Source organism: Alkalihalobacillus sp. FSL W8-0930, from assembly GCA_037965595.1.
GTDB lineage: Bacteria > Bacillota > Bacilli > Bacillales > Bacillaceae_D > Alkalicoccobacillus.
Window position 1 is genome coordinate 3,118,287 of record CP150183.1, and the last position, 23,084, is coordinate 3,141,370.

General features: G+C 40.9%; 23 protein-coding genes. 6 read left to right on the top strand and 17 right to left on the bottom strand.

The genetic code is table 11. The features are described from left to right. Nucleotides 1–74 precede the first annotated feature (74 nt). Complete coding sequence (locus NSQ54_16385; GenBank protein WYP25882.1) at nt 75–395, top strand: hypothetical protein; 321 nt, start codon at nt 75–77, stop codon at nt 393–395. A gap of 59 nt (nt 396–454) precedes the next feature. Here the strand turns inward: NSQ54_16385 and NSQ54_16390 are convergent, their stop codons facing one another. The 9 genes from NSQ54_16390 to NSQ54_16430 all read right to left on the bottom strand — a co-directional run bounded on the left by NSQ54_16390 (nt 455) and on the right by NSQ54_16430 (nt 10,119). Then, nucleotides 455–1,270: an aldo/keto reductase gene (locus NSQ54_16390; GenBank protein WYP25883.1), complete on the bottom strand. Its 816-nt coding sequence runs from the start codon at nt 1,268–1,270 to the stop codon at nt 455–457. A gap of 170 nt (nt 1,271–1,440) precedes the next feature. Next, nucleotides 1,441–2,871 carry a YfcC family protein gene (locus tag NSQ54_16395; protein ID WYP25884.1) on the bottom strand — a complete coding sequence of 477 codons (1,431 nt, stop codon included), beginning with the start codon at nt 2,869–2,871 and terminating at the stop codon, nt 1,441–1,443. Nucleotides 2,872–3,091: 220 nt separating this feature from the next. Next, on the bottom strand, nt 3,092–4,798 hold the full coding sequence (locus NSQ54_16400) for an adenine deaminase C-terminal domain-containing protein (GenBank protein ID WYP25885.1): 1,707 nt from the start codon (nt 4,796–4,798) through the stop codon (nt 3,092–3,094). Nucleotides 4,799–4,818: 20 nt separating this feature from the next. After that, on the bottom strand, nt 4,819–5,880 hold the full coding sequence (locus NSQ54_16405) for an ABC transporter ATP-binding protein (protein ID WYP25886.1): 1,062 nt from the start codon (nt 5,878–5,880) through the stop codon (nt 4,819–4,821). A 16-nt stretch (nt 5,881–5,896) separates the two neighbouring features. Next, nucleotides 5,897–6,685: an ABC transporter permease gene (locus NSQ54_16410; GenBank protein ID WYP25887.1), complete on the bottom strand. Its 789-nt coding sequence runs from the start codon at nt 6,683–6,685 to the stop codon at nt 5,897–5,899. Nucleotides 6,686–6,688: 3 nt separating this feature from the next. Continuing rightward, on the bottom strand, nt 6,689–7,510 hold the full coding sequence (locus NSQ54_16415; protein ID WYP25888.1) for an ABC transporter permease: 822 nt from the start codon (nt 7,508–7,510) through the stop codon (nt 6,689–6,691). Beyond that, a complete protein-coding gene (locus NSQ54_16420) occupies nt 7,507–8,457 on the bottom strand; it encodes a nucleoside hydrolase (GenBank protein WYP25889.1) in 951 nt (316 codons plus the stop codon). Before NSQ54_16420 ends, NSQ54_16415 begins: the two co-directional genes overlap by 4 nt. Before the next feature lie 66 nt (nt 8,458–8,523). Beyond that, nucleotides 8,524–9,579 carry an ABC transporter substrate-binding protein gene (locus NSQ54_16425; protein ID WYP25890.1) on the bottom strand — a complete coding sequence of 352 codons (1,056 nt, stop codon included), beginning with the start codon at nt 9,577–9,579 and terminating at the stop codon, nt 8,524–8,526. A 207-nt stretch (nt 9,580–9,786) separates the two neighbouring features. Further along, entirely contained in the window at nt 9,787–10,119 is a 333-nt protein-coding gene (locus NSQ54_16430; GenBank protein WYP28580.1) for a DUF2294 domain-containing protein, read from the bottom strand. 351 nt (nt 10,120–10,470) lie between these two features. Here NSQ54_16430 and NSQ54_16435 point away from each other — a divergent pair, with 351 nt between their 5' ends. Beyond that, nucleotides 10,471–10,965, top strand: coding sequence for a small multi-drug export protein (locus NSQ54_16435; protein ID WYP25891.1), 495 nt, complete (start codon nt 10,471–10,473; stop codon nt 10,963–10,965). A gap of 326 nt (nt 10,966–11,291) precedes the next feature. Here NSQ54_16435 and NSQ54_16440 read toward each other — a convergent pair whose 3' ends face one another. Further along, complete coding sequence (locus NSQ54_16440; GenBank protein ID WYP25892.1) at nt 11,292–12,056, bottom strand: CpsB/CapC family capsule biosynthesis tyrosine phosphatase; 765 nt, start codon at nt 12,054–12,056, stop codon at nt 11,292–11,294. 204 nt (nt 12,057–12,260) lie between these two features. Here NSQ54_16440 and NSQ54_16445 point away from each other — a divergent pair, with 204 nt between their 5' ends. After that, nucleotides 12,261–12,914, top strand: a complete 654-nt coding sequence (locus tag NSQ54_16445) for a hypothetical protein (protein ID WYP25893.1) — start codon at nt 12,261–12,263, stop codon at nt 12,912–12,914. Between the two features lie 57 nt (nt 12,915–12,971). On the opposite strand, the gene NSQ54_16450 is transcribed toward NSQ54_16445, so the two are convergent. Beyond that, entirely contained in the window at nt 12,972–14,474 is a 1,503-nt protein-coding gene (locus NSQ54_16450) for a DHA2 family efflux MFS transporter permease subunit (GenBank protein WYP25894.1), read from the bottom strand. Between the two features lie 146 nt (nt 14,475–14,620). Between NSQ54_16450 and NSQ54_16455 the strand changes: the two genes are divergently transcribed. Beyond that, a complete protein-coding gene (locus NSQ54_16455) occupies nt 14,621–15,520 on the top strand; it encodes a TetR/AcrR family transcriptional regulator (GenBank protein WYP25895.1) in 900 nt (299 codons plus the stop codon). On the opposite strand, the gene NSQ54_16460 is transcribed toward NSQ54_16455, so the two are convergent. Together NSQ54_16460 and rbsK are read right to left on the bottom strand one after the other, a co-directional pair. Further along, nucleotides 15,515–15,736, bottom strand: a complete 222-nt coding sequence (locus NSQ54_16460) for a helix-turn-helix transcriptional regulator (GenBank protein WYP25896.1) — start codon at nt 15,734–15,736, stop codon at nt 15,515–15,517. The genes NSQ54_16455 and NSQ54_16460 overlap by 6 nt on opposite strands. Nucleotides 15,737–16,162: 426 nt before the next feature. Next, complete coding sequence (gene rbsK / locus NSQ54_16465; GenBank protein WYP25897.1) at nt 16,163–17,071, bottom strand: ribokinase; 909 nt, start codon at nt 17,069–17,071, stop codon at nt 16,163–16,165. Between the two features lie 157 nt (nt 17,072–17,228). On the opposite strand from rbsK, the gene NSQ54_16470 reads away from it, so the two are divergent. Next, nucleotides 17,229–17,855 (top strand): TVP38/TMEM64 family protein, encoded by a 627-nt coding sequence (locus tag NSQ54_16470; GenBank protein WYP25898.1) that lies wholly within the window; start codon nt 17,229–17,231, stop codon nt 17,853–17,855. Between the two features lie 41 nt (nt 17,856–17,896). Here NSQ54_16470 and NSQ54_16475 read toward each other — a convergent pair whose 3' ends face one another. From NSQ54_16475 to NSQ54_16485, 3 genes are all read right to left on the bottom strand, one after another. After that, nucleotides 17,897–19,126, bottom strand: a complete 1,230-nt coding sequence (locus NSQ54_16475; protein ID WYP25899.1) for a Zn-dependent hydrolase — start codon at nt 19,124–19,126, stop codon at nt 17,897–17,899. 364 nt (nt 19,127–19,490) lie between these two features. Beyond that, entirely contained in the window at nt 19,491–20,246 is a 756-nt protein-coding gene (locus tag NSQ54_16480) for a GTP cyclohydrolase II (GenBank protein WYP25900.1), read from the bottom strand. Between the two features lie 147 nt (nt 20,247–20,393). Next, the gene (locus tag NSQ54_16485) at nt 20,394–21,410 is read right to left on the bottom strand and encodes a homoserine dehydrogenase (GenBank protein WYP25901.1); all 1,017 of its coding nucleotides are present in this window, start codon (nt 21,408–21,410) and stop codon (nt 20,394–20,396) included. A gap of 124 nt (nt 21,411–21,534) precedes the next feature. Between NSQ54_16485 and NSQ54_16490 the strand changes: the two genes are divergently transcribed. Continuing rightward, nucleotides 21,535–22,596, top strand: coding sequence for a tetraprenyl-beta-curcumene synthase family protein (locus NSQ54_16490; GenBank protein ID WYP25902.1), 1,062 nt, complete (start codon nt 21,535–21,537; stop codon nt 22,594–22,596). 52 nt (nt 22,597–22,648) lie between these two features. Here the strand turns inward: NSQ54_16490 and NSQ54_16495 are convergent, their stop codons facing one another. Continuing rightward, a complete protein-coding gene (locus tag NSQ54_16495) occupies nt 22,649–23,059 on the bottom strand; it encodes a hypothetical protein (protein ID WYP25903.1) in 411 nt (136 codons plus the stop codon). Between the last annotated feature and the right edge of the window lie 25 nt (nt 23,060–23,084).

Genomic DNA, 23,084 nt, shown 5'->3' on the forward strand with positions numbered 1-23,084 from the left:
TAAATGGTTCCAAATCATTGTGTATTTGTGTATGATAAATAGGCTCTAATATCTTGAAAAGGAGAATGATACCTTTGTCTACTTCACGCATTCTTAAATGGATAACTGGTGGTGGTGAGGCAATTTTGGCCATCCCGATTCTCGGTGGTGCTCTAGTTATTTCCAGCTATTATTCCGTCTTACCTCTAATGCTTGCCTTGCACATCACTACATTAATTCTATCCAATAAAGATGGAGGCGATACGTACCCAAGTATTTTAGGGATCGTAACCTCTTGTATTGCCTGGATACCGATTGTTGGGTTTATTATGCACACGATTACGGCCATTTTACTGTTAGTTAACGCGGCTAAACGTGATTCAGCAAGCGTAAAAGAAATGAATGGACCTTTGTAATGTACATAAAGGCTCAAAACGAGACGAATATTCTCTTTGGATATTCGTCTCATTTTCTATCACCCGTGGAATCCTCTATCTTCATTGATTGCAGAGATCTTTCTCATCTCTTCATCTGTCAGACTAAAATCAAAAATATCTGCGTTCGATTCGATTCGCTCTTCTTTACTTGATTTTGGAATTGGAATAATGCCTCTCTGAACGTTCCATCTCAGAATGATTTGAGCCGTTTCCTTGTTGTACTTCTCTGCTATCTCTGAGAGCAGTGGATGTTCTAGTAATCTTCCTCTCATTAGTGGGGACCAGGATTCCAACACAATCTCATGCTCTTTGCAGAACGCTTGTAGACCTTCTTGTGAGAGTAAGGGATGTAGCTCCACTTGATTTAAAACCGGCTTGATGTTGGCTGTTCTAAACAGTTTCTTAAGATCCTCTTCTGAGAAATTACTTACCCCAATCGATCGAATCTTGCCCTCGTTCACAAGCTCTTCAAGAGCTCTCCAGCTCTCTGCATTTTCCTCTTCCGTTCCTGGCCAATGAATGAGAACTAGATCAATCGTCTGTAATCCCAATTTCTCATAGCTTGCAAGCACGGCCTGCCTTGTTTTCTCAAACCCGAGTTCTGTTTTCCATACCTTAGTCGTAATGAAAATCTCATCCTCTGGAATGCCTTGAACTACCGCTTCTCGAATCGCTTCTCCAACTGCTTGTTCATTTTCATACATTGCAGCTGTATCGATTAAGCGATATCCATATCTCAGTGCTTTATGGACTGCCAGAGACGCTTCCTCATCGGTCATTTTATATACACCAAGGCCAAAGATAGGGATCGTGTGACCATCGGATAATGGAATGGTTGATTGTAGCGAAGTCATAGTAGAAGCCACCTTTATTTTTAAAATAGTTTATCTTGTTATGTACGAATACTTTCCTATATACCCGTTATCTAAAAACAGTAACTTAAATACTACTAATTCCATAAAGAAAAGATAATCCCTGCAAAAAAATAACGTTAGGCACATTTGCCCAACGTCATTTCTTACAATTATCCTGTCCAGCCTGTCATTTGCGCATAAATTAGGAACATTGCCCCTACTGCCATATAGATGATAAATAACGGAAGGAAAAAGCGAACCCATTTTGCCCAGCTAATTCCTGCAATAACTAATGCAGCCATAAAGTAGCCAGAGGTAGGAAAAAGAATATGAGCAAAACCATCTCCGAACTGGAATGCTAGAATGGCCGTTTGTCTCGTGACACCTAACATATCAGATAAAGGAGCCATGATTGGCATCGTAACAAGTGCTTGTCCACTGCCTGATGGGATGAAGAAGTTAATCACTAGTTGCACGCCCATCATGCCAATTGCACTTAGCGTACTAGGAAAATGTCCAACAACGGAGCCGAGTGCATAAACGAGTGTATCCATGATTTGGCCGTCCTCAAGCACGATAGCCACAGAGCGAGCAATCCCAATAATGATGGCACCCATTAATACTTCTCGAAATCCTTCCGTATAGGCTTCACATATTTTCGTTAAAGACAGCCCTGCGATCAATCCAACAATAATCCCCATAAAGATAAATAGTCCCGACATCTCAAGCATAAACCACCCTAGCTGTGTAACGCCGTAAAAGACAACAGCAGCAAAGATCGGTAGGGATAGAATAGCAAACAGCTGACGTTTGTTCATATCTTTTAACGGTTGATTTAATGCATCCTTATACGTTCGGCGATTCGTTTTGTCTTCATCGTACGTTAAGCTTTGAGCCGTATCCTTCTTTACCTTTCGCGCATATCTCATCACATAGATGCTTCCGATGATAACAATAACGACTAAGACGATGAGTCGTAATTGAAACCCGGAGTAGATTTCTAACCCAGCGATCTGCTGGGAGATTCCAACTGTACCTGGATTCATCACCGCTGCTGTAAAGCCGAGTGCTGTTGAAATTAAAGCAATCGCCGCCGCAGTCATCGAATCATAGCCTAAGGAAATACATAATGGTATTAAAACAGGTATGTAGACTAATGATAATTCTGGTGTCCCGATTGTAGTAGAGATCATAGCAAACAATGAGATCAGCACAGGAATAACAAGAATACTCTGATTTTTAAAGGTTCGAGCGAGGCGATCTACCCCTATTTCAATGATTTCTGTTCTCCGAAGCACCATAAACGTCCCACCAATAATAAAGGTAAAGAAGATAATTTCACTAGCATCCTGCATGCCTCGGGGGATGGCTAACATAAAATCCATGAATGATAATGGCGATGCGTCAATCTCAGTAAATGAATCAGGATCAATTGATTCCCTTCCATTTGGGCCGGCTACACGCTCAAACGAACCCGCTGGTACAATATACGTTAAAATAGCTGCGACTCCGCTAATTAAAAATAATAGCACGTAGATATGCGGCATGCTCCAACTATTTTTCTTTTTGATCTTTAATGGGGTAACCTTTTGTGGCTCCATCCTCCCACTCCCTTATTTCGAATTATCACTCATTTTAGCTTAGAGGGTTTTATGGCGCATTGGATGGTTCGCACAAAGGGTACGCGCTTCTTTAGTTCATTTATCTAAAAGGTTTGGTAGGGCACCGACCTCCGCTTACCTCAGCCGTATTATACCCGTTAGAAGATCTAACAATAAAAAAAAGAACAAGTCTTTTCATTCAAGACTTGTTCTTAGCGCATTATACCTTCTCAAGAATCAATGGAACCACTTTTCCTGCATTCACATCGATCAAACCGTGATCCGTAATTTTTAATGCCGGGCTCACCGGTAATGATAATGTGCTCATCGACATGATCGGGTTATAGTGCTTATAGCCAAGCTCTCGTAAAGCGACACATAGCTCTTTCACTTGTGCGGCTAGCTGCTCAAGAGGCTCTTCGGTTAGAATTCCTCCAACAGGAAGAGGAACTCTCGCCTGAACTTTCCCTTCCCATACAACACAGATCCCGCCCTGCATTGCAATCACTTCATTGGCAGCCTGCTTCATATCTTCAATGTTTTCCCCCACAACAAGTAAGTTATGATTATCGTGGGAGTAGGTAGTAGCCACAGCACCGTGCTTGATGATATCTCCTGTAATTAAACCATGTGCTCTGGTTCCACCTTTTCCATACCGTTCAAATGTAGCAATTAATAAGTGCTCGGTATCCTGCCATTGTAGCAGACCATTCTGAACGTCGATTGACTCGTGTACTTCGGCTGTAAACGTTGATCCATCTTGCACCTTCATAATTCGGGCCGTGTAGGATCCATCCTCTTTGTTTACATGTACATTAAAGTCTTCTGACGTTAACGTTTCAAGCTGAACACTTTTGTAAAAGTTTTCAGGAAACTGCTTTTCACCGACTTTGGCAGCTTCGTTTTGATTGGCTAAGACGCCTGACTTGTACACAGCCGCAAGTTCAAATTCTTCTAAATTTGAAAGCAAACAAAAGTCAGCTATTTTACCTGGTGCGATCACACCTCGGTCTTGCAATTTCATGCGTTTAGCAGGTGTGTACGTACTGGCATAAATCACATCTTCTGCTTTCATACCCATACTCATTGCTTTTTTGACAATATGATTAAGATGCCCTTTCTCTTCAAGATCATCTGCCATTACGTCATCTGTGATAAAACAGAAATGCTCACTAACGTCATGCTCGCATAAGTATTCAATCACTTCAGGTGTCATTGATTTTTCTTGAATTTCAATAAACATGCCAGCTTCTATTCGAGCTTTCATACCTTCTATTGTTTGATGTGTGTGATCAGAATCCACACCAGCAAAAATCATCCGATGTAAATCTGTATCTAGAAGTTTTGGTACATGCCCTTCAATAATTGTCTCCGGATAATGTGTTCTCATGTGCTTAAGAAGCTGTTTGGTTTTATTGTCGCCCTCTGAGATAACATCTACATAGTTCATAATTTCGCCTAAGCAAATGATCTGATCTAATGTCATTAAATGATCAATATCTTCTATTTCAATAGAACCGCCGGTCGTCTCCATAGAAGTCGCAGGTACGGAGCTCGGAATCGAATAAAACATATCGATTTCACATTGCTTACTAGCTTCAATCATTTCCGTTACACCTGTTACTCCAAACACGTTGGCCATCTCATGCGGTTCAGGAACGATCGTTGTGACGCCATTTTGAATCAATGCACGAGAAAATGTAGCAGGGGTCACCATTGTACTTTCAATGTGAAGATGAATATCAATAAGACCAGGCACCATGTAATAGCCGTGACCATTTACATGCTGCTCTGCTTGAAAGTAACTCGTATCTTTTTCACCGATATACATAAATCTTCCGTCTTTAATTGCAACGTTTGCTGTCTTGAAGCTCTTCTCATAGCTGTTAAACACTTTTACGTGTTCAATGAGTGTATCTATCTGCATGATGCTATCCCTCTCCTCCATTAATCAACTAAGACAAGCTTTTCTTTTGGAAAATGAACGGTTACCTGTTCACCAGAAGTGAGTGTCTGTGCGCTTTCTTGATTAATCGTGAAGTCGCCAAGATCTGTTTGAACAACATACTGGTGGCTGCGGCCAAGGAACGTACTCACTTTAATACGGCCGTTCACCTGGTTTGGAGAAAGTAGCTCCCCTTTAAATGGTAAGATGCTCAGGTAATCTGGACGAATGGCCCCGATCATACTTTGCGGACTGGCTGCCTGCTTCGCCTCAGCCACATGAAAATCCAGCCCTTGAGCCTTCATCACAAATCCACCTTCAGCTTCTTGCTTATCTGAAAATGAAATAAAGTTCTTAAACCCGATGAAATCAGCGATGAACTTCGTTTTTGGATATGAATAGATCGTAGAAGGTTGATCCAGCTGCTCAATTACACCTTTGTTCATGATCGCTACCTGGTCGGAAATGGAGAAGCACTCTTCCTGGTCATGCGACACATACACGGTTGTAATTCCAAGCTCTTGCTGAATGCGACGAATTTCCACTCGCATGCTTTCACGCAAGTTCGCATCTAGGTTACTTAACGGCTCATCAAACAATAGAAGATCCGGTTTAATCACAAGGGCTCTTGCAATGGCCACACGCTGCTTTTGACCACCAGATAACTCCTGTGGGAAGCGTTGCTCAAAGCCTGAAAGGTTTACAATCTCAAGCATTTCCTGGACAAGCTTTTTTGTTTCTGCCGTTGTTTTTTTGCGTAGTCTTAATCCAAAAGCCACATTATCAAACACGGTCATGTGCGGAAACAACGCATAGTTTTGAAAAACAAAGCCAAAGTTTCGTTTACTTACAGGTACACGAGTAAAGTCTTTGTTCTTAAATGTGAATCGACCTTCTTTTGCTTCTAAAAATCCCGCAATCAAACGAAGAGTTGTCGTTTTCCCACAACCACTAGGTCCAAGTAAAGAAATAAGTTTTCCTTCTTCAATATCTAAATGAAAGTCCTTCAAAATGTCTTGTTTTTGATAGGCAACTGAAATTTGATCTAATGTAAGTAAAGCCATTTGATGATTCCTCCAATTATCGTTTTGTAAAGTATGCGACACCCATTAATCGCTCGATGAAGAACATTAAGCCAGCCGTCAAAATCATCAGTAGAACAGACACTGCGGCAATCGTTGGATCAAAGTAATTTTCAACGTACGTCAACATTTGGATCGGTAGCGTACTAAATCCAGGTCCAGTCATAAAGACAGAGATGTCTACGTTGTTAAACGATTCAAGGAATGCGATTAATACGGCTGCAATAATCCCTGAACGAATATTTGGGAGAACAATCTTAAAGAATGTTTCCACATGGCCTGCACCCAAACTTAAAGCCGCTTCTTCAATCGAGAAGTCAAAGTTAGACAAACTGGAAGAAATCACGCGGATAATAAATGGCAACATAATAATCGTATGACCGATGAAAAGACCAGCGTAAACCGGAAGTCCATAAGAAACGATAATGTATCGTAAAAAGGTAAAACCAAGAACAATCCCTGGTATTAATACAGGCGAGATAAAAATGGCATTTAACAGCTGCTTTCCTTTAAAATCATATCTACTTAAGGCATAAGCTGCCGGTATTCCTATAAGCAATGCCATCAAGTTTCCAGCGAGTGAAACAAGAATAGATATTTTAAAGGTTTCTAAAAACATCGAGACTTTAAAGATGTTTTCATACCAATTAAGTGAGAAGCCCTCTGGTGGAAACTTCAAAACACTGCCTGGTTCAAAGGAAGTGATAGAGATGATCACCAGCGGTCCAATTAAAAAGGCAAAAACCAACCACGTAACAAGGGCTAAGACCCAGTTCTTTTTCATCAACCTCTACCCCCTCGGATTTAATTTCAGTGCAATTTTGTTAATGATTAAGATGAATAACACCGTAACAGCGATCATAATGACACTTACAATCGATGCAACATGCCAGTCATTTAACGTCACAGCATTTTGATAAAGGAATGTAGAGATCACGCGCTGATTCCCACCGAGTAAGGCAGGCGTCGTGTATGCTGTAAAGCTCCCTACAAACACAAGTGTGCAGCCAATCATTAGTCCTGGCACACAAAGTGGCAGAAGAATTTTCCGGAAGATCGTGACTTTTGAAGCTCCTAAGCTTTCTGCAGCCTCAAGTAAATTACGGTCAACATTCTCTAAGATCCCAACCAATGTCACAATCATTAATGGTAGAAACAGATGCACCAAACCAATATTCACGGCGATTGGTGTATACATAATCTCGAGTGGCTCTGAACGAATGCCTACTCCGAGTAGAAATTGATTCAGTAGTCCATTTCGACCAAGAATAATCATCCAGCTGAACGAGCGAACGACCGGGCTAACCAATAACGGAAACACAGCTAGTAAAAGCATGAGTGCTTTTGTGCGTGCGCGTAATCCTGAGATATAGTAGGCTGCGGGAAATCCAAGAATAATACAGAAAAGGGTCGTTAATAGACTGACACGAATGGTTGTCCAAAGGATCTCCATAAAGTAAGCATTTTGGAAGAAGTTCAGATACCCTTGAAAGGAAAAGCTTCCTGCATCAGAAAACGTTCCTGCAAACGTTAATGCCAATGGAACGATCATAAACAGAGTTAAGAACAAGACACCCGGTAGCAATAATAAGTAAATATATTTTTTCTTCACGCTGTTCCCTCCTCCATCGGTATGCGGATTGTTTGAATAAACAGGTCAAGAAAAGCATCTGCGTCGACTTCAAGACTGACTCCGACATTAGGTGATTGTCCAAGACGATTTTGAAAATCACATACTGTTTGGCCATCACAGATTCGACTTGTTGTTTCTACATCTACATACAGTTCTTTCTTTTTCACTAGGTTTGGTTGAATCGCTACAGCTACGGCAAGTGGATCGTGCATCGCACATGCTTTTACCCCATTGCGTTCAATGTAACGTTTCATATAATCTGACGTACTTTGTCTGATGTACTCTCCGTACTTTGTTCCATCAAGCTGTTTTAAGTGCGCTTCTGTTAAGAGCGCTTTTCGAGTCACATCAAGCCCCACTTGAGTGAGCTTTTTGAAGCCAGCGTCTAAGACAATCTTAGCTGCCTCAGGATCCACAAACATGTTGTACTCAGCGACTGGTGTAATGTTTCCCATGTCACTCACAACACCACCCATAAAAACAACCTCTTCCACATAGGTTGGAAGCTCGGGACATAGTTGAAGAGCTTCTGCCAAATTCGTTAAGGGTCCGGTCATAATAAAAGTCAAAGGTTTCTCTGACGATTTAGCAAGCTCAATCATATAGCTCGGCGCATAAGCGTGCTCAGGCTTTTTTGTAGGCGTCATGTCTGCTAGCGCCCCACCAATTCCGTCCGCTCCGTGAATCCGGTGCTCAAAATGAGTTGATCTCTTTAAAGGTTGATTCGCACCCGGTACAACCGGGATATGCATCGCACCTGTCATCTCAACAATTTTGCACGTATTTAAGGTTGCCGTCTCAAGTGCTACGTTTCCGTTAACGGTAGTAATCGCTCTGACGTTCATTTCATCTGAATGGATGGCGAGTAATAAACCAAGCGCGTCGTCTACACCTGTATCCACATCAATCAGTACATTCCGAGTCATTTTATTCACCTCTACAAACAAGAAGGCGCCCGACAAGTTGTATCCGGCGCCCTATGTCTTTTTTAGTTACTTCGCAATCTCTTGATTCCAGCGTTCAATCCAGCCTGCGGAGTTTTCGTTTACTTCAGCCATGTCTAGTTGATTTAATCCATCAATCACGTCTTGACCATACGTGATTCCTTCAGCTTCTTCATCCGTTAACTCAACCGTTGTATTAACTGGAGAATCAATTTTTGCTTTAGCCATTGTTTCCTGAATGTCATGACTGAGTTGGAAGTTGATGAATTCTTCAGCCAATTCTTTGTTTTTACTATCCTTTACAATGTTCACAGTGTTCATAACAGCATAGCCGCCTTCACTCGGTGCAACAAATTTAGCAGCTGGAATCGCTTCTTTTAAGTCATTAAAGTACATTTCCATAAATGGTCCTGCTGCGATTTCACCTTGAGAGAACATATTCACAAAGTCAGATGTCTTATCGTATTCTTTTACAATGTTTGGAGTTAGCTCTTCAAGCTTCGCAAACGCTGCATCTTCATTAAACGAATCTTCACCAGCTACTTTAGACGCAGCATCTAAGAACATTGGACCCGTTGTTGTTGTAATGCCTGGGATTGTTAGGTTGTTGGCAAGGTTTGCATCCCAAAGATCTGCCCAAGATGTGATGTCTCCATCTACTTCATCGCTGTTATAAGCAATCCCGAATTGGCCAATCGTATAAGCTGGACCGTAGTCTTCACCAAGTGGTGCTTTTGCAATATCATAGATCTCATCTAGGTTTGGAATGTTGCTGCGATCAATCGTTTCAAATAAATCATCATTAATGGCTTGTTGTGCGTAAAAATCAGACAGATAAACCACATCAATATCAGCTGTTCCTTGGCGAATCTTATTTAAACGCTCTGCGTTATTTCCTATATCTAAAACAATTTCAACGTTATGTTCAGCTTCAAAGGGTGCGTATACTTCTTCTCTAAAAAAGTCTTCAGAGAAACCCCATGTTGAAACAACTAATTTAGTTGGGGAGCCAGTTGAACCTTGTGAATCATCTGAACTTCCACAAGCAGTTAAAGCAATAGTAGATAAAGCAACGATTGTTGATGCACCAAGCAATTTTTTCATTTTTATACCCTCCGAATGATCTAGTTTTGGATTATAAAGAATAGGATTCCCAGCTCAAGCTAAAAGTTCCCATAAAAAAAGAAAAAGACACTCTCGCAGAATAATCGTGCATTCTACAAGAGTCCCTTTTCCTTGTGTACAAAGATTCGGTTACGCTTGTCTAACATATGACGGTTTCTTCTTCAGATAGATCCGAACAAGAAATCCTTATTTTAGAATGATGTTCGTAAATGCCCACTGTGTTCTTGCATCAAAATCACGCAGTACAACATCAATTGGAAAATCAGTCTGTTCATTTAACTTTTGTAAGAGCTTCTTCTTATATAGAAGGGAAAGTTGAAAATCCACTTCTTGTTTTAAACTAGGTACCTCTCCTTCAAGTGCAGTTGAACGGGGTGACCGCCGATGCTTTGCTTGAAAAGTAATAATGTCGTTCTCAATGGTTACCTTGAGTAAGGTGGTTCCCACTCCGAACATTTCCTTTGATACCTCGTTATAAAGATGCGCTAATAACTTCTTTGTTTCATTTGATTGCAATATCACACCATCACCTACTATGAGGATAATGAAAATCACTTACAAGTCATATTATACATAAGATCTGATAGTTCGGCAAGATAATGTTCGGATTTATTCTTCATTTAAAGTCAAAATAAGAGTTTTTACGACTTTTTATACGCAAAAGACGGAAATTGAATGTCATATACATCCATTCGCATTCATATACTATACAGGAAAAAGAAACTTGTACAAATTTTGCAAAAAACATATACAAGTTCCCATGATTTCGCTAGAGTTAGAGGGAATGATGTTAAAAAAGAGAGGTGAATAAGCGAAAACTAAATGGTATCAACCATTCTTATCAAAGATTAGTTTATTGGAGGTATACATATGGGTTATTTTATTGCGTACTTAATCGTGTTCTTACTAGCTGCTACTCCTTTTTTTGAAGCCCCTGCGATCATTCCAGTTGGTTACGTGGCTGGATTAGATCCTTATTTAACATCCATTATTGCGTTCATTGGGAACTTACTAACTGTATTACTAGTTATCGTTTTTGTCGAAGCCATTCAAGGCTGGAGAGAGAGAAGACGAATTAAAAAAGGCAAACCTGAAAAAACCAAAAAAAGCGAGCGTGCACAACGTGTCTTTAATAAGTATGGCTTGCCAGGTTTATGCTTAATCGGTCCAACCGTTGGAAGTCACCTCACTGCGATTATTGCGATGTCGTTAAGTGGAAGCAAAATAAAAACCGCTATATGGATGACCATCTCACTTGTCGTTTGGTGCGTAGGGATGGCTCTGTTCACACACTATGGTTTCTCAAGATTATTTGAAAATAATGATGTAACCAATACGTTACGTGACTTTATTAATAACTATTAAGCGTTTGGAGCAGTGGGTGAGATGTTCAGAGGAACATCTTATCCGCTGTTTTTTTGTGGGTGGATGTATTCCATGCTTGAACCGATGTATTTGCTTTTTTCTCGATGTATTTGATGCTCGAAACGATGTAATTCCCTTTTCCTCGTTGTATTTCATGATTAATCCGATGTATTTGCCCTTTCCTCAATGTATTCCAAACGTATCCCGTTGTATTAAAGCTACCTTTCTTACTATACTCTCTCTTCTACTTGCTACCACTCGCTCAAAGCAAAAAACCTAGCAATAGCTAGGTTGCGCTTACATTCATTTTCAATTTAAAAATCTATTTAAAACAGTCCCATGTACTTTTTCTTTTTCACCCGTAGTGGTTCTTCCGCATAGATGCTGTAGTCATTTATAAGTCGTTGGGCATTTTGCTCAAAGTATGTAGCGCCTGAGCCATCTCCTTGTCTGTACAAGGTATCAAATGCTTTTGTAAAATCGCTACTTCTCGTTTTTGATTGTATTGAGGACGACATTAAAAAGTGCACAAGACGATTAGCAATTAGTTGCTCAGAGAACTTTCGTGTATACCCACTTACTCTTCCAGTAAAGCTAGAGGCATTTAGTTGTGCCAGAGCTCCCGCTTTTACTAGTTTATAGAGTAAATCCGGTTGTTCAATAATCTCTTTATGCCGTTCTGGGTGTGCCAGAATCGGTTTAACTCCTTGTAACTGCAAGTTATATAAAATATCTGAAATGCGGGGATGAAGTCTCTCGCCCCCTAATGTAATAAGCATATACTGAGTATCATTTAATGTAAGGAGTCTACCTTCCGTGTAAGCACTGGAAAGATCATCGTCCAGCTGGATGCTTTGACCCGGGACTACACGAATGGCTAAGTCTTGTTCTTTTGCTACATTATTTAATAAGCTTATTCGTTCTCTTATATCAGCAGGCGAGATTGTATCCTGATGCAATCGTAATATAGGTGCGGCAATTAATGTTTTGACTCCACTTTCTTCAGACTTTTGAAGGAGCTTGACCGCTTCTGTTTCACTTGGTGATTGCTCAGTAAGATCGGGCAATATATTCACTAAGTAATCAATCATAAATCTCTTTATCCCCCTTTTTACTACACTCTTTGGTAGCGTTCACGATCATTTATAAAAGTATGTATAAAATATTATAACGAACAAATCGTTCTTCATCAAGAACATTCAATTACATAATATCTCAGAAAAACAAAATATAGTTCCACTAAAATTTTACTTTACATGATAAAATATGATAAATCATAGAAAAGGAGCTTCAGAATGAAGAAAATCAACCTCATCGCTCGTCTTCTCTTCATCCTAGGTATTATCTCATTATGTGTAGGTGGATTAACTATTCTACTCTTTATGTATCATCTAACAAGTATTGGAGCTATATTTGAGTTTTTTGGTTCATTTTTATTTGCTTTACTATGCCTTGCCTTATCTTTTCTTATTATAGGATTTATTTTGTTTGGGTTAAGTGAACTAATTGAACAGCAATCTATAACAAATCACCTTTTGGCAAAACAGTCAGCGATCGATCTCACACATTTTCATGCGAACTTAATTAGTGAGCACCAAACAAAGTCACAGACCGAAGAACCAGCAGAGGGCTATCATTTTCCTGAGGCAGACGCACCCCCACTTCACCATTCGATCCGTACCAAACGGTTATTGAACGTAGATTGGTACACAGCAGATTCAGATCCGCATTGGATTAGTCATACAATTGATAAATTAGGAGAAACAGTACATACCATTACAGCTCTCCCTCAAAATGATTGGTATGCAGCGACCACTTCAACGAACACACATCTCGTTAAAATTGACCGAGATCGAACGAATGAGGCAGCACGTGTGGAATGGAAGGATTATCCTGACCTACTCGAATGGTGGAACACGTACCAAACGAAGCAATCAGATAACAAATGAAGCAAAAAAACACCCCACTTTATTGGATTTCTCCATAAAATGAGGTGTTTTTTTACGTTAAACCTGTGAAGCAGGTTCCATATCTGATTGTTCTTCTTCTTTTTCCTTTGTAGCGACCTTTTGGTCACGGAAATCTTCTCCGGGCTTACTGCGTTTCATAAAGAATGAAAGCACAAGGGCAATAAGCGCCACAAACACAGTTAATAGAAATGCGTCATTAATTCCTTCAACCGTTGCTTGGTTAACAAGGTCTTGACCAACTAAGCCGGAGCCTGCTAATTCATCAACATGAGTTGTTGTGCGAGTCGACATGATGGTTACAAGTAGTGCGGAACCGATCGCACCTGATACTTGCTGCAATGTATTATTCATGGCTGTGCCGTGTGGATTGTATCGGGCTGGAAGCTGATTTAATCCATTTGTCATAACCGGCATCATCACCATAGACATTCCAAACATTCTCGCTGTATAAAGTAACATCAACGTTGTGTACGTTGTGTCCATCGTTAAACGACTGAACATGTAAGACGTTAGAATCGTAATAGTTAGTCCTGTTACAGCCAGCACTCTTGCTCCATATTTATCAAACAACTTCCCAGTAATCGGAGACATAATACCCATCAGTAAGGCCCCCGGTAATAAAAGAAGCCCTGAATCTAACGGAGAAATTCCACGAATGGTTTGAACATATAATGGAAGTAAAAGCATGGCTCCAAACATAGCCATCGTTAAGGTGATTGAAATGATGGACGACAGAGCAAACATTGGATAACGATAAATTCGGAACTCAAGCATAGGTACTTCCAGCTTTAATTGACGAAGGATAAATACAAGTAATGCAATTCCCCCTACGATCAACGTAAGGTACACTTCTGTCGCACTCCATCCTTTGTCTCCAGCAGATCCAAATCCATAAAGAATTCCACCAAAACCAATACTTGAAAGAACCACCGATAAACCATCCAGCTTAATTGGCATTGATTCTTTCTTATCGTGTAACAAGAAGATCGCCACAACTAAAATAATTAAAGCAATCGGAAATGTTACGTAGAAAAGCATCTTCCATGAATAATGTTCAATTAAGAATCCAGATAACGTTGGACCAATAGCTGGAGCAAAAATCATGACTAGACCAAAGATCCCCATGGCAGCTCCACGTTTTTCAATCGGAAATCCGTTTAACAGGACATTCATGAGCAACGGCATCATGATCGCTGAACCCGAAGCTTGAACCACACGAGCAGATAATAGCACCGGGAAATCCCATGAGATGACGGCCATTAATGTCCCTAGTGTAAACAAGCTAATGGCTGTGAGGAACAAGCCACGTACCGAGAATTTTTGAATCAGAAATGCAGTAATTGGAATTAAGATCCCATTTACAAGCATATAACCTGTAGCCAACCACTGAACCGTTGAAGCTGTTACTTCAAAGTCATTCATAATTGATGGTAGAGCTACGTTTAGCAAGGTTTCATTTAAAAGTGAAATAAAAGCTCCTAATAGCAAAATAACGATAATGCCATAAGGAGGACGTTTTGTTTCTTCTAATGTTGTCATTTATACCCCTCCATAACGACTGTTCATTTTTTTATACCAGCGTTATACTGAACATATATTACTCCTGTCTTTTCTAAAAAGCAACAAGAGATTCTTGCTTTTTTTAGCTAAATCATGGACTCTTATTAATGGAAGAGGTGGTCAAAATGAACAACCGCAGACAAGACGTAATTGAGGGCGCACATCAGGTATTTGCTGAGAAAGGATTTCGCGCAGCTTCCATTCAACACATCCTGGATCGAAGCTCCATTTCTAAAGGGACTTTATATAAATACTTCTCATCTAAAAGTGATATTATTCTAGCCGTCTTTCAATGGCTTAACCATAAGATTGAAGAAGCAAGAAACGAAGTATTGCTCTATCGTAATCCAAAGGACCTTGAAACCTTGAAAGAGCAAGTCATTCTTCAAATTAAGTTATTAGAGGAATATAAGATGTTCGCATTATTTCAGGAAATCTTCTTTTCTGATGACTTAGAGTTAAAGCAGTACATTCGTCAGCATCAATTATATGAGTTGAAATGGATGCACCACCGGCTAAAGGACATATTTGACGAGGAATCCGCTCCATACTTACTCGATTGTGCGGTTATGGTTACGGGTATGTTGTATATGCATTTTAGATATCACAATCATTCACAGGGACAAACGGGGCGAGATCGGGAAGCGGTCGTTTATTATTGCATGAACCGATTAGTGGAATTAGTTTCTCAAGTAACGAAAAGTAAAGAACAGCTGTTAGATCCAGTATTACTTGACAAGTGGGTACCTGAAGCGACAAGGAAGATGGATACATTAAAGGAAAAGGTAGAAAGTGACCTATTTCAATTAAAGCAATCGATTATGAAAAGCTCGAATGAAGACGAACTAAAAAAGCACAAGGAACGCTTGGACTTTCTCAGTGATGAGCTTGTCCAGAACGAACCTCGTACTTTTTTAATTGAGAGTATTATTGAATCACTTACCAACGATTCAAGTCCTACTTGGCAGGAGCAGCTAAGTACGTTTAAACTCTCTGTTTCCGACTATCTTCATGAATGCTTATAAGTCCCAGAAGGTATCAAAATCTACTTTATAGTTCATGTCTTGAAGCGTAATGATGATTCGTCTTGCGCTTCTTACACTTGGCTCCCTGTCTTCTTTGCAAAGTCTACGTACTGTTTCACGACTCACTCCACACATATTAGCCATTCTCTGTTGAGTAATCTCATGTTGAGACAAGAATTCCGCAAAAGGAGTCTCAGGTTGGGTTGTCTGATACATTCAAGCACCTCCAAGTTTTAGTCTGCCAATGAATCTTTATACATTGATTATAACGTGGATTTGCATAAAATGGACGAGCGACCTATGACTTTGTAGTTGGGAAAATGAGCAGACAAGCTACATGGTGTAGCCGAAAAGTATTAGAGAATGTACAAAAAAGAGGGTGTGACAAAACTAAAAATCGACAAAAAATTGGCGAATGAATAGACCGTCTAATCATTCGCCATTCATATTTTGAGAAAACGAGCGTAAGGAGAACCCGAGACTCCTACGGAACAGAACGCGGTGAAGACACTGTAGCGGTGCTTTTTCCGCGAAAGGGGCTGAGGCCGTTCTTGTGGGTGCGAGGGATTCTCCTGTAGCGGATGTGGTGCTATGTTCGTGTTTTTAATCGTCGATTTAAGGTTATGTCTCGCCCTCTTTTCTCTATAAAACCTCTTTAACTTCATTCAGTGTAGGCATACCCGTTTGCGCACCGAATCGCATGACGGATAAGCCCGCGGCTGCGTTTGCAAATTCAATCGCATTCGTTATGTCTGCACCGCTCGCTAATTTGTACGCTAATGCTCCATTAAATGTATCTCCTGCGCCCGTTGTATCAACAACCTCTACCGAGCGACCTTTCACCACTTTAGATTCCTCGTCTTCTTTTTCCATATACTGAACGCCTTCACTTCCTAAAGTCACAATCACACCTTGCAACCCATCACGTAAGAGCGCGTTTATTCCCTCTGTTACACTTGTTTGCTGTGTAAGGTGCATCAGTTCTGTTTCGTTTGGCGTCAGATAATCAACATGGGAAAGTAATGTATCATGTAGTTTGTGAGCCGGTGCCGGGTTTAGGATCACCTTCGCTCCGAAACCTGAAGAAACTTCTGCTGCGTATTCAACAATGTCCATCGGAATCTCAAGCTGAATGACAACTAAATCAGCAGCTTGTATCACTTCTTTTGCTGCATCTATATGACTTTTGGTTATGGAAAAATTTGCTCCTGGAACGATGATAATTTGATTGTCTTCTTCAGCTACCGTGATTTGAGCAATCCCTGTTGTTTCGTTTTTCATCACCTGAATCCAGTCTGTTTGAATGTTTTCATCTTGAAGCTGCTGGAGAAGAATTTTCCCTGTTGCGTCATCACCAACTGCTCCAACCATACTTACTGTTGCTCCAAGTCTTGCACATGCAACAGCCTGATTGGCTCCTTTTCCTCCTGGAAGCTGATAAAAGCTCCCTCCAGAAATCGTTTCACCCTTCTTGGGAAAACGATCGGCCCGCGTGACCATATCCATATTTATACTTCCAATAACTACAACCTTAGGCTGATTTGTTTTCACTTTACGTCACCTGCTTTTTCATTTTTCACCCATAAAGAATACCATACTCTTCTCCCGCCGCCTATTGGCACTTGCGTCATGGGACTGTCACATACATAAACAATCGGCATACGTAAGATCTGATACACTAAGAGGATGTAAATGTAAGAGGTGACTTATGAAACGTAAAATCGCAGTTCTTTGTTTTTTTGTTTTAATTGGTGCACTTGTATATGTGTATCGCCTGAACTTACTTGACTGGGTTCAGGATTATGGTCAGCGGTCGGTGATACTGACGACCATGTCCGCAACTTTATTTGCGTTATTCCCCGTTATTCCTTACCCCATTATTGGAGGAATTCTCGGAGTTATATTCGGACCGGCACTAGGAAGCTTTGTGACTTGGGTGGGTTCTTCCCTTGCGTCTATCCTTATGTTTATCGCCATTCGGTTTGGGTTTAAGGACTGGGGTCGACGGATGCTCTCGCGCTATAAATCAGTTGAGAAGCTAACTGAGATCTTTGAACGAAATGCATTTATGACAATTTTTATAAGTAGATTGATTCCCGTTATTCCTTCCATTGTGGCAAATGCTTATTTTGCTTTAAGCAATGTATCACTCAGGGTCTATGCGCTCGCTTCCACCTTAGGAAAAATTCCATCGATGATTCTTTTCGCCACCGTTGGCAATGCACTCCTTACCAATCCAGGTGACTTATTATTTGTTGGGCTTTACTACGGAGGGTTCTTACTTGTGGTTTATAGCGTCTACCGGATGTGGAGAAGAAGAGGGAAAGAAATCTAGAAAAAAAGGGCGTCACCCTATGTGGTATCGCCCTTTTTGCGTTAAAGTTGTTCTTTCTTATCAAGCGTACGTAACGTTCGATACAAGACAGAGGTTGCTGTTTGCACATCTTCCTTGCTTGTCCATTCTTTTGGGTTATGGCTAATTCCATCCTTAGAGCGAGCAAAGATCATACCCATTGGCCACTTCCCCGTAAATTGCATGCCATCATGACCTGCTCCACTTGGTAATGTCACTGGCTCTATACCTTCCTCAATCAAACTTTCTTTAATCGTCTCCTGAATAGCCTCTGCACAAGGAGCAGGAGAGATCCGTTGTAGCTCTTCAATCTCTAATGTAAGCCCACGCTCTTTTGCAATTTTGTCTGCTGCTTCTCTTATTCTTTCCTCTGCCTGATTGCGTACATCTTCCTTCACATGTCTAAGATCCAGTGTCCATTCACTATAACCTGGAATCACATTTGTCCCACCTGGTTTTACTTGAATTTGACCTACTGTCGCTACTAAATCTGGAGTGGAGCGGGCAATCCGTTCAATCTCAGCAACAATTAAACTGGCTCCTACCAACGCATCACGTCTCTGATTCATTGGTGTTGATCCCGCGTGTCCAGCTTCACCGGTGCATTTTAACCGAAGCCAACAAGGACCTGCAATTCCACTAACAACACCCGCTGCAACACCTGCTTGCTCGAGAATCTTTCCTTGTTCAATATGTAATTCAATATAAGCACGCACTTTATCTAATGTCGCATCCGCAATGGATTCAGGGTGATAGCCTTGTTGTTTCATCGCTTCTTTGATGCTCACTCCATCTGCATCCTTCATCGTAAGCTCATCCAACGTTAAAATGCCAGCAACGGCTCTGCTACCAATCATCCCTAAGCCAAAACGAGATCCTTCTTCATCCTTAAAGGCCATGACTTTGACTGTATGTGTAAGATCGATGCCTTGTTCAGTTAAAGATTCAAGAACTTCAAGCCCCGCTAACACACCAAGCGGTCCATCAAAATTCCCCCCATTTGGCACACTATCAACATGTGAACCAATGAGGATCGTCTCATCACTTTTCCCTTTTTTCACACCGTACAGGTTTCCCACCGAGTCGTACCCCGTTTCAAGACCCGCCTCTTCCATAAAAGACTTAACACGTTCATTCGCTTGTGCTTCAAGATCCGTATAGGAGTATCTTGTGACACCTCCATCCTCTGTTGCTCCGATTTCTGCAAGTGTCATAAGCCTGTCCCAGATTCGTTCCCCGTTCACCTTACTCATGTTCATCATCCCTCTTTCCCACAAACAAAACAAATTATATGAATGTTCAATCTTTCTTTAGTGTAGCATGCTTCGCTTTAATTAGACAAAAAAGCGATTTTCCATCACTCACATAAAACCTGAGACAAAGTGATCAATTAAGAAAGAATGGCGAATGATTCAACGAGAGAATCATTCGCCATTCGATGGTTCACAAAATGAGCGGGTGTGAACCCGACACTCCTACGAAAAAAGTACGTGGTGAAGACACTGTAGCGGCGCCCTTTCCGCGAAGGGGCTGAGGCCGTACCCCGCGGGTGGGAGGGATTCTCCTGGAGCGGATATTGTGCTGTGTTCGTGTTTCACTATCCACATTAATGTTTTGTCATTCTTTCGGAGTAAGCTCATCCTCGCGAAGATGTCCAGAACGACTCACTTTTGTATCTAAGTACTTTTTGTTAAACTCTGACACATCACCCCATAAAGGCATTCTTCCTTTAAGAGGAAGTCCAGCGTTCTTAAGAGCTTCAACCTTTTTGGGGTTATTTGTCATTAACGTCACTGGTTTTGAACGTAGTGTGTGAAGAACCTTGATCACATCATCATAATTTCTAGAGTCATCGACAAATCCAAGGGCATGGTTGGCTTCAACCGTGTCTAACCCTTCTTCCTGTAAAATATAAGCCATAGCTTTGCTGAACAACCCAATGCCGCGTCCTTCATGATTAGCCAGGTAGAATAATGCACCTGTTCCGTGCTCTGCAATCATCTTCATCGATTGTTTTAGCTGGAAGCCGCAATCACATCGCTTGCTGCCAAAAATATCGCCCGTGTGGCAGATTGAATGCATACGAATAATGGCATCCTCGTCAAAAGCAAAGTCTCCATAGGTTAACACACTTGATTGTTGAAATTCAGCCAGGTTATCACCAGAAAGCTTTTCAAGCATCCGGTCAAAATCCTCCGTAACCTCCTGACAATGCAACCAGCAATACCATTGGAATGTGACGGTTTCTCCATATAAATTAACAGGAAGCTGAATCGGTCCAACTAAGTAAATGGCCCCTACTTCCAATGGAATCATTTGAACCTTCTCTTCTATACTTGATAATCCGCGTTTGTCTATTTTAGTGTCACTCATGAGGATGGTGCTCCTTTTTGTTATGATTAGATTGTCTATAATTAGTATGGTGATCAGAATGTACGTTTATCATACTGTATGTCCTGATACCTGACTAGTAGACACTTTTATGAAACCTAGTTTCAACAAAGTGGAGCCCCCAGCGAGTCAAATTGATTGATGTAGGTTGATGATATCCTTTAACGCCGCGCTTGCTGCTCCAACAGGGCTCGACGCTCCTCCTGCTACAACGAGTTCTCCCATTTCCTTTGTCGTAAAGACGATTCCTTTATTTGTACCATGAACGCTGGCCAACGGATGAACATTCGTTAACCACTCAGGCTTCACAGATAGAATAAGTTGATGATCCTCATACGTTGCCCTTGCCACTAAACGAACGGTATACCCTTTTTGAGTGGCGTCCTCCACATCCTCATGTGTCACACTGGTGATTCCTTGAATGGAGACGTCATTCATATAAAATGATCCGTTAAACAAGCTATTCGCAAGGATCACTAATTTACTCGCACTATCAATTCCCTTTATGTCATTGTCCGGATTTGACTCGGCAATCCCAAGTTCTTGAGCCTTTTTAAGCGACTCTGAAAAGGGAAGACCTGAGTCCATCATATGAGACAGCACAAAGTTACTTGTCCCATTTAATACAGCTGCTAACTCTGTAATCGTTGTTCCTGCTAAACAATAATCCGCGATATCGTATGTAGGTAATGCCGCTGCTACGGCGCCACTGAACTTAACCTGTTTGTTTTTGGACGCAGCCAAGCTCATGATTTCCTGAAAATGATAAAGAAGGGCTCCCTTCGATACAGAGACCACGTGTAGTCTATCATGTATCGCCTGCTTGATATATGTATAACCAGGTTCTCCGTGAGCATGATGAGAAGGCGTACACTCAACGAAGAGATCGCCTACAAAGGTATACTCCGTTTGCAGGGAGAGGTCTTTTGATTGAGCATAAGCGAGTATGCCCTTTGACCCAGACTCCTGTTGAAGCAACCCGTTTAAGTCTAAGCCGTTCTGATCTTCGAGTAACCCTTCTCTTGCAATTACACCAACGACCTTCAGATCTAACTCATATTTTGCCTTATACTCACCTTTCTTACTTAGTATGAGTTCTAGTAGAGCGCGACTTACAGAACCAAATCCACTTAAATAGATCTTCATTTGCTCTCCCCTTTTCTTGTTAGAATAAGAAATTAACAATCGATGCACCATTTTACTTGTGATATTTTGCTTCATCGTGGATGATAGACTAAAGAGAGTTCATTATTCAAAAGGAGTTCTACACATGAGTACAACAGTTCCCTCGAATTCGCTTCAGATTCTTCTGCGAGCATCAAAAGAAACCATACCAAAAGCCAGGCAGCATCTTAAGGACTGGAAAGAGGTCGGCAACCAAATTCCTGATCAAGAGATACGAGAACAAGCAACCTGGACAATTAGTGATAAGACCTTTCACTGTGAAGGCGGTAGCATCCTCGGCTTTTTAGCTGGTGAGAACCAGGATGCATACATCAAATTTATGGTTGCTTATCAAAGCATCTGTGACTATTTAGACACGCTTTGTGATAAAAATGATCGGCACAACCAGGACGACTTCCGTTCTATTCATCATGCCTTATTAGACAGTTTGAGTCCAGGAGAGCCCTTCTCTGATTACTATGAGCACCGTCAGCCATTTGACGACGGAGGGTACTTAAAGAAGCTTGTAACGACTTGCCGCGAAACCATTAAAACATTCCCTGGGTTCGTTACTATGCAAGAAGATATGAAAGAAGTCTCTCAATTTTATATTGATTTTCAGGTATATAAGCACGTTGAAAAAAGCTTAAGAGAACCACTTCTTATGCATTTTTATGAAACAAACAAACATCTCGCACCTTCTATGCGTTGGTACGAATTTGCTTGTGGAACAGCCTCGACATTAGGATTATATTGTCTAGCTGCCTACGCGGCAAAAGACGTTCGTACAAAAGAGGAGTCAAAGCAAATCAAAGAAGCTTATTTCCCATGGCTACAAGGACTTCATATTATGCTCGATTATTTTATCGACCAAGAAGAAGACCGGGCCGAGGACGAGATGAACTTTACCAGCTACTATGAAAGCCGAGATGATCTTGTGAACAGAGTTCAATTACTTGATCAGGAGGCGACCTCTAGGTTAAAGAAATTGCCCGATGCCTCCTTCCACCTTTTAATCAAACGTGGGCTTTATGCCATTTATCTTGCTGATTCCAAAGTGAAAGCAAATCCTCGCATGCAGAAGGATGCAAAAGTCTTGCTCAAACTTGGCGGAATGCCGGCTAAATTTTTCTATTATAATAAGTGGATGTTTAAACGCAAGACATAAGAAAAGACGAATCCTCGCAATCGGGGATTCGTCTTTTTGCTTTTTATCCTTATTACTCATTTGGTCCTTCATAGGCATAACGGCCACGATAAGGCTTTGTAATGTATTCATTTTCTTCTACAATTTTATTTAACATCACGTAGAGAGAGCTTTCATTATAAACAATATTATTACGCTCCAGCTCTGCGCCAATTTCTTTTGCATTTAAAGAAAGATTTGAATTTTTTAGAGTTTTTACAATAAATGGTTCGATTATATCTCGTTTTGCGCGTACTGGTCTTTGTTGGTCTCTTGGCAATACATCTGGTTTAATCTCTGAATAAGAAGACGATTCAGAAGTCCCATCACGAAGGTCAAGCTCGCGTAAACGTGTATAAATCACGTTAAACTCTTCTGCGCTTGCTTTTCGTTCTTCAAAAATTTGTTCCATTCGTTGTTTTAATGCATCTCTCTCGGTGTACAAAATGGTTCTATTCTCCCTTCGTTAA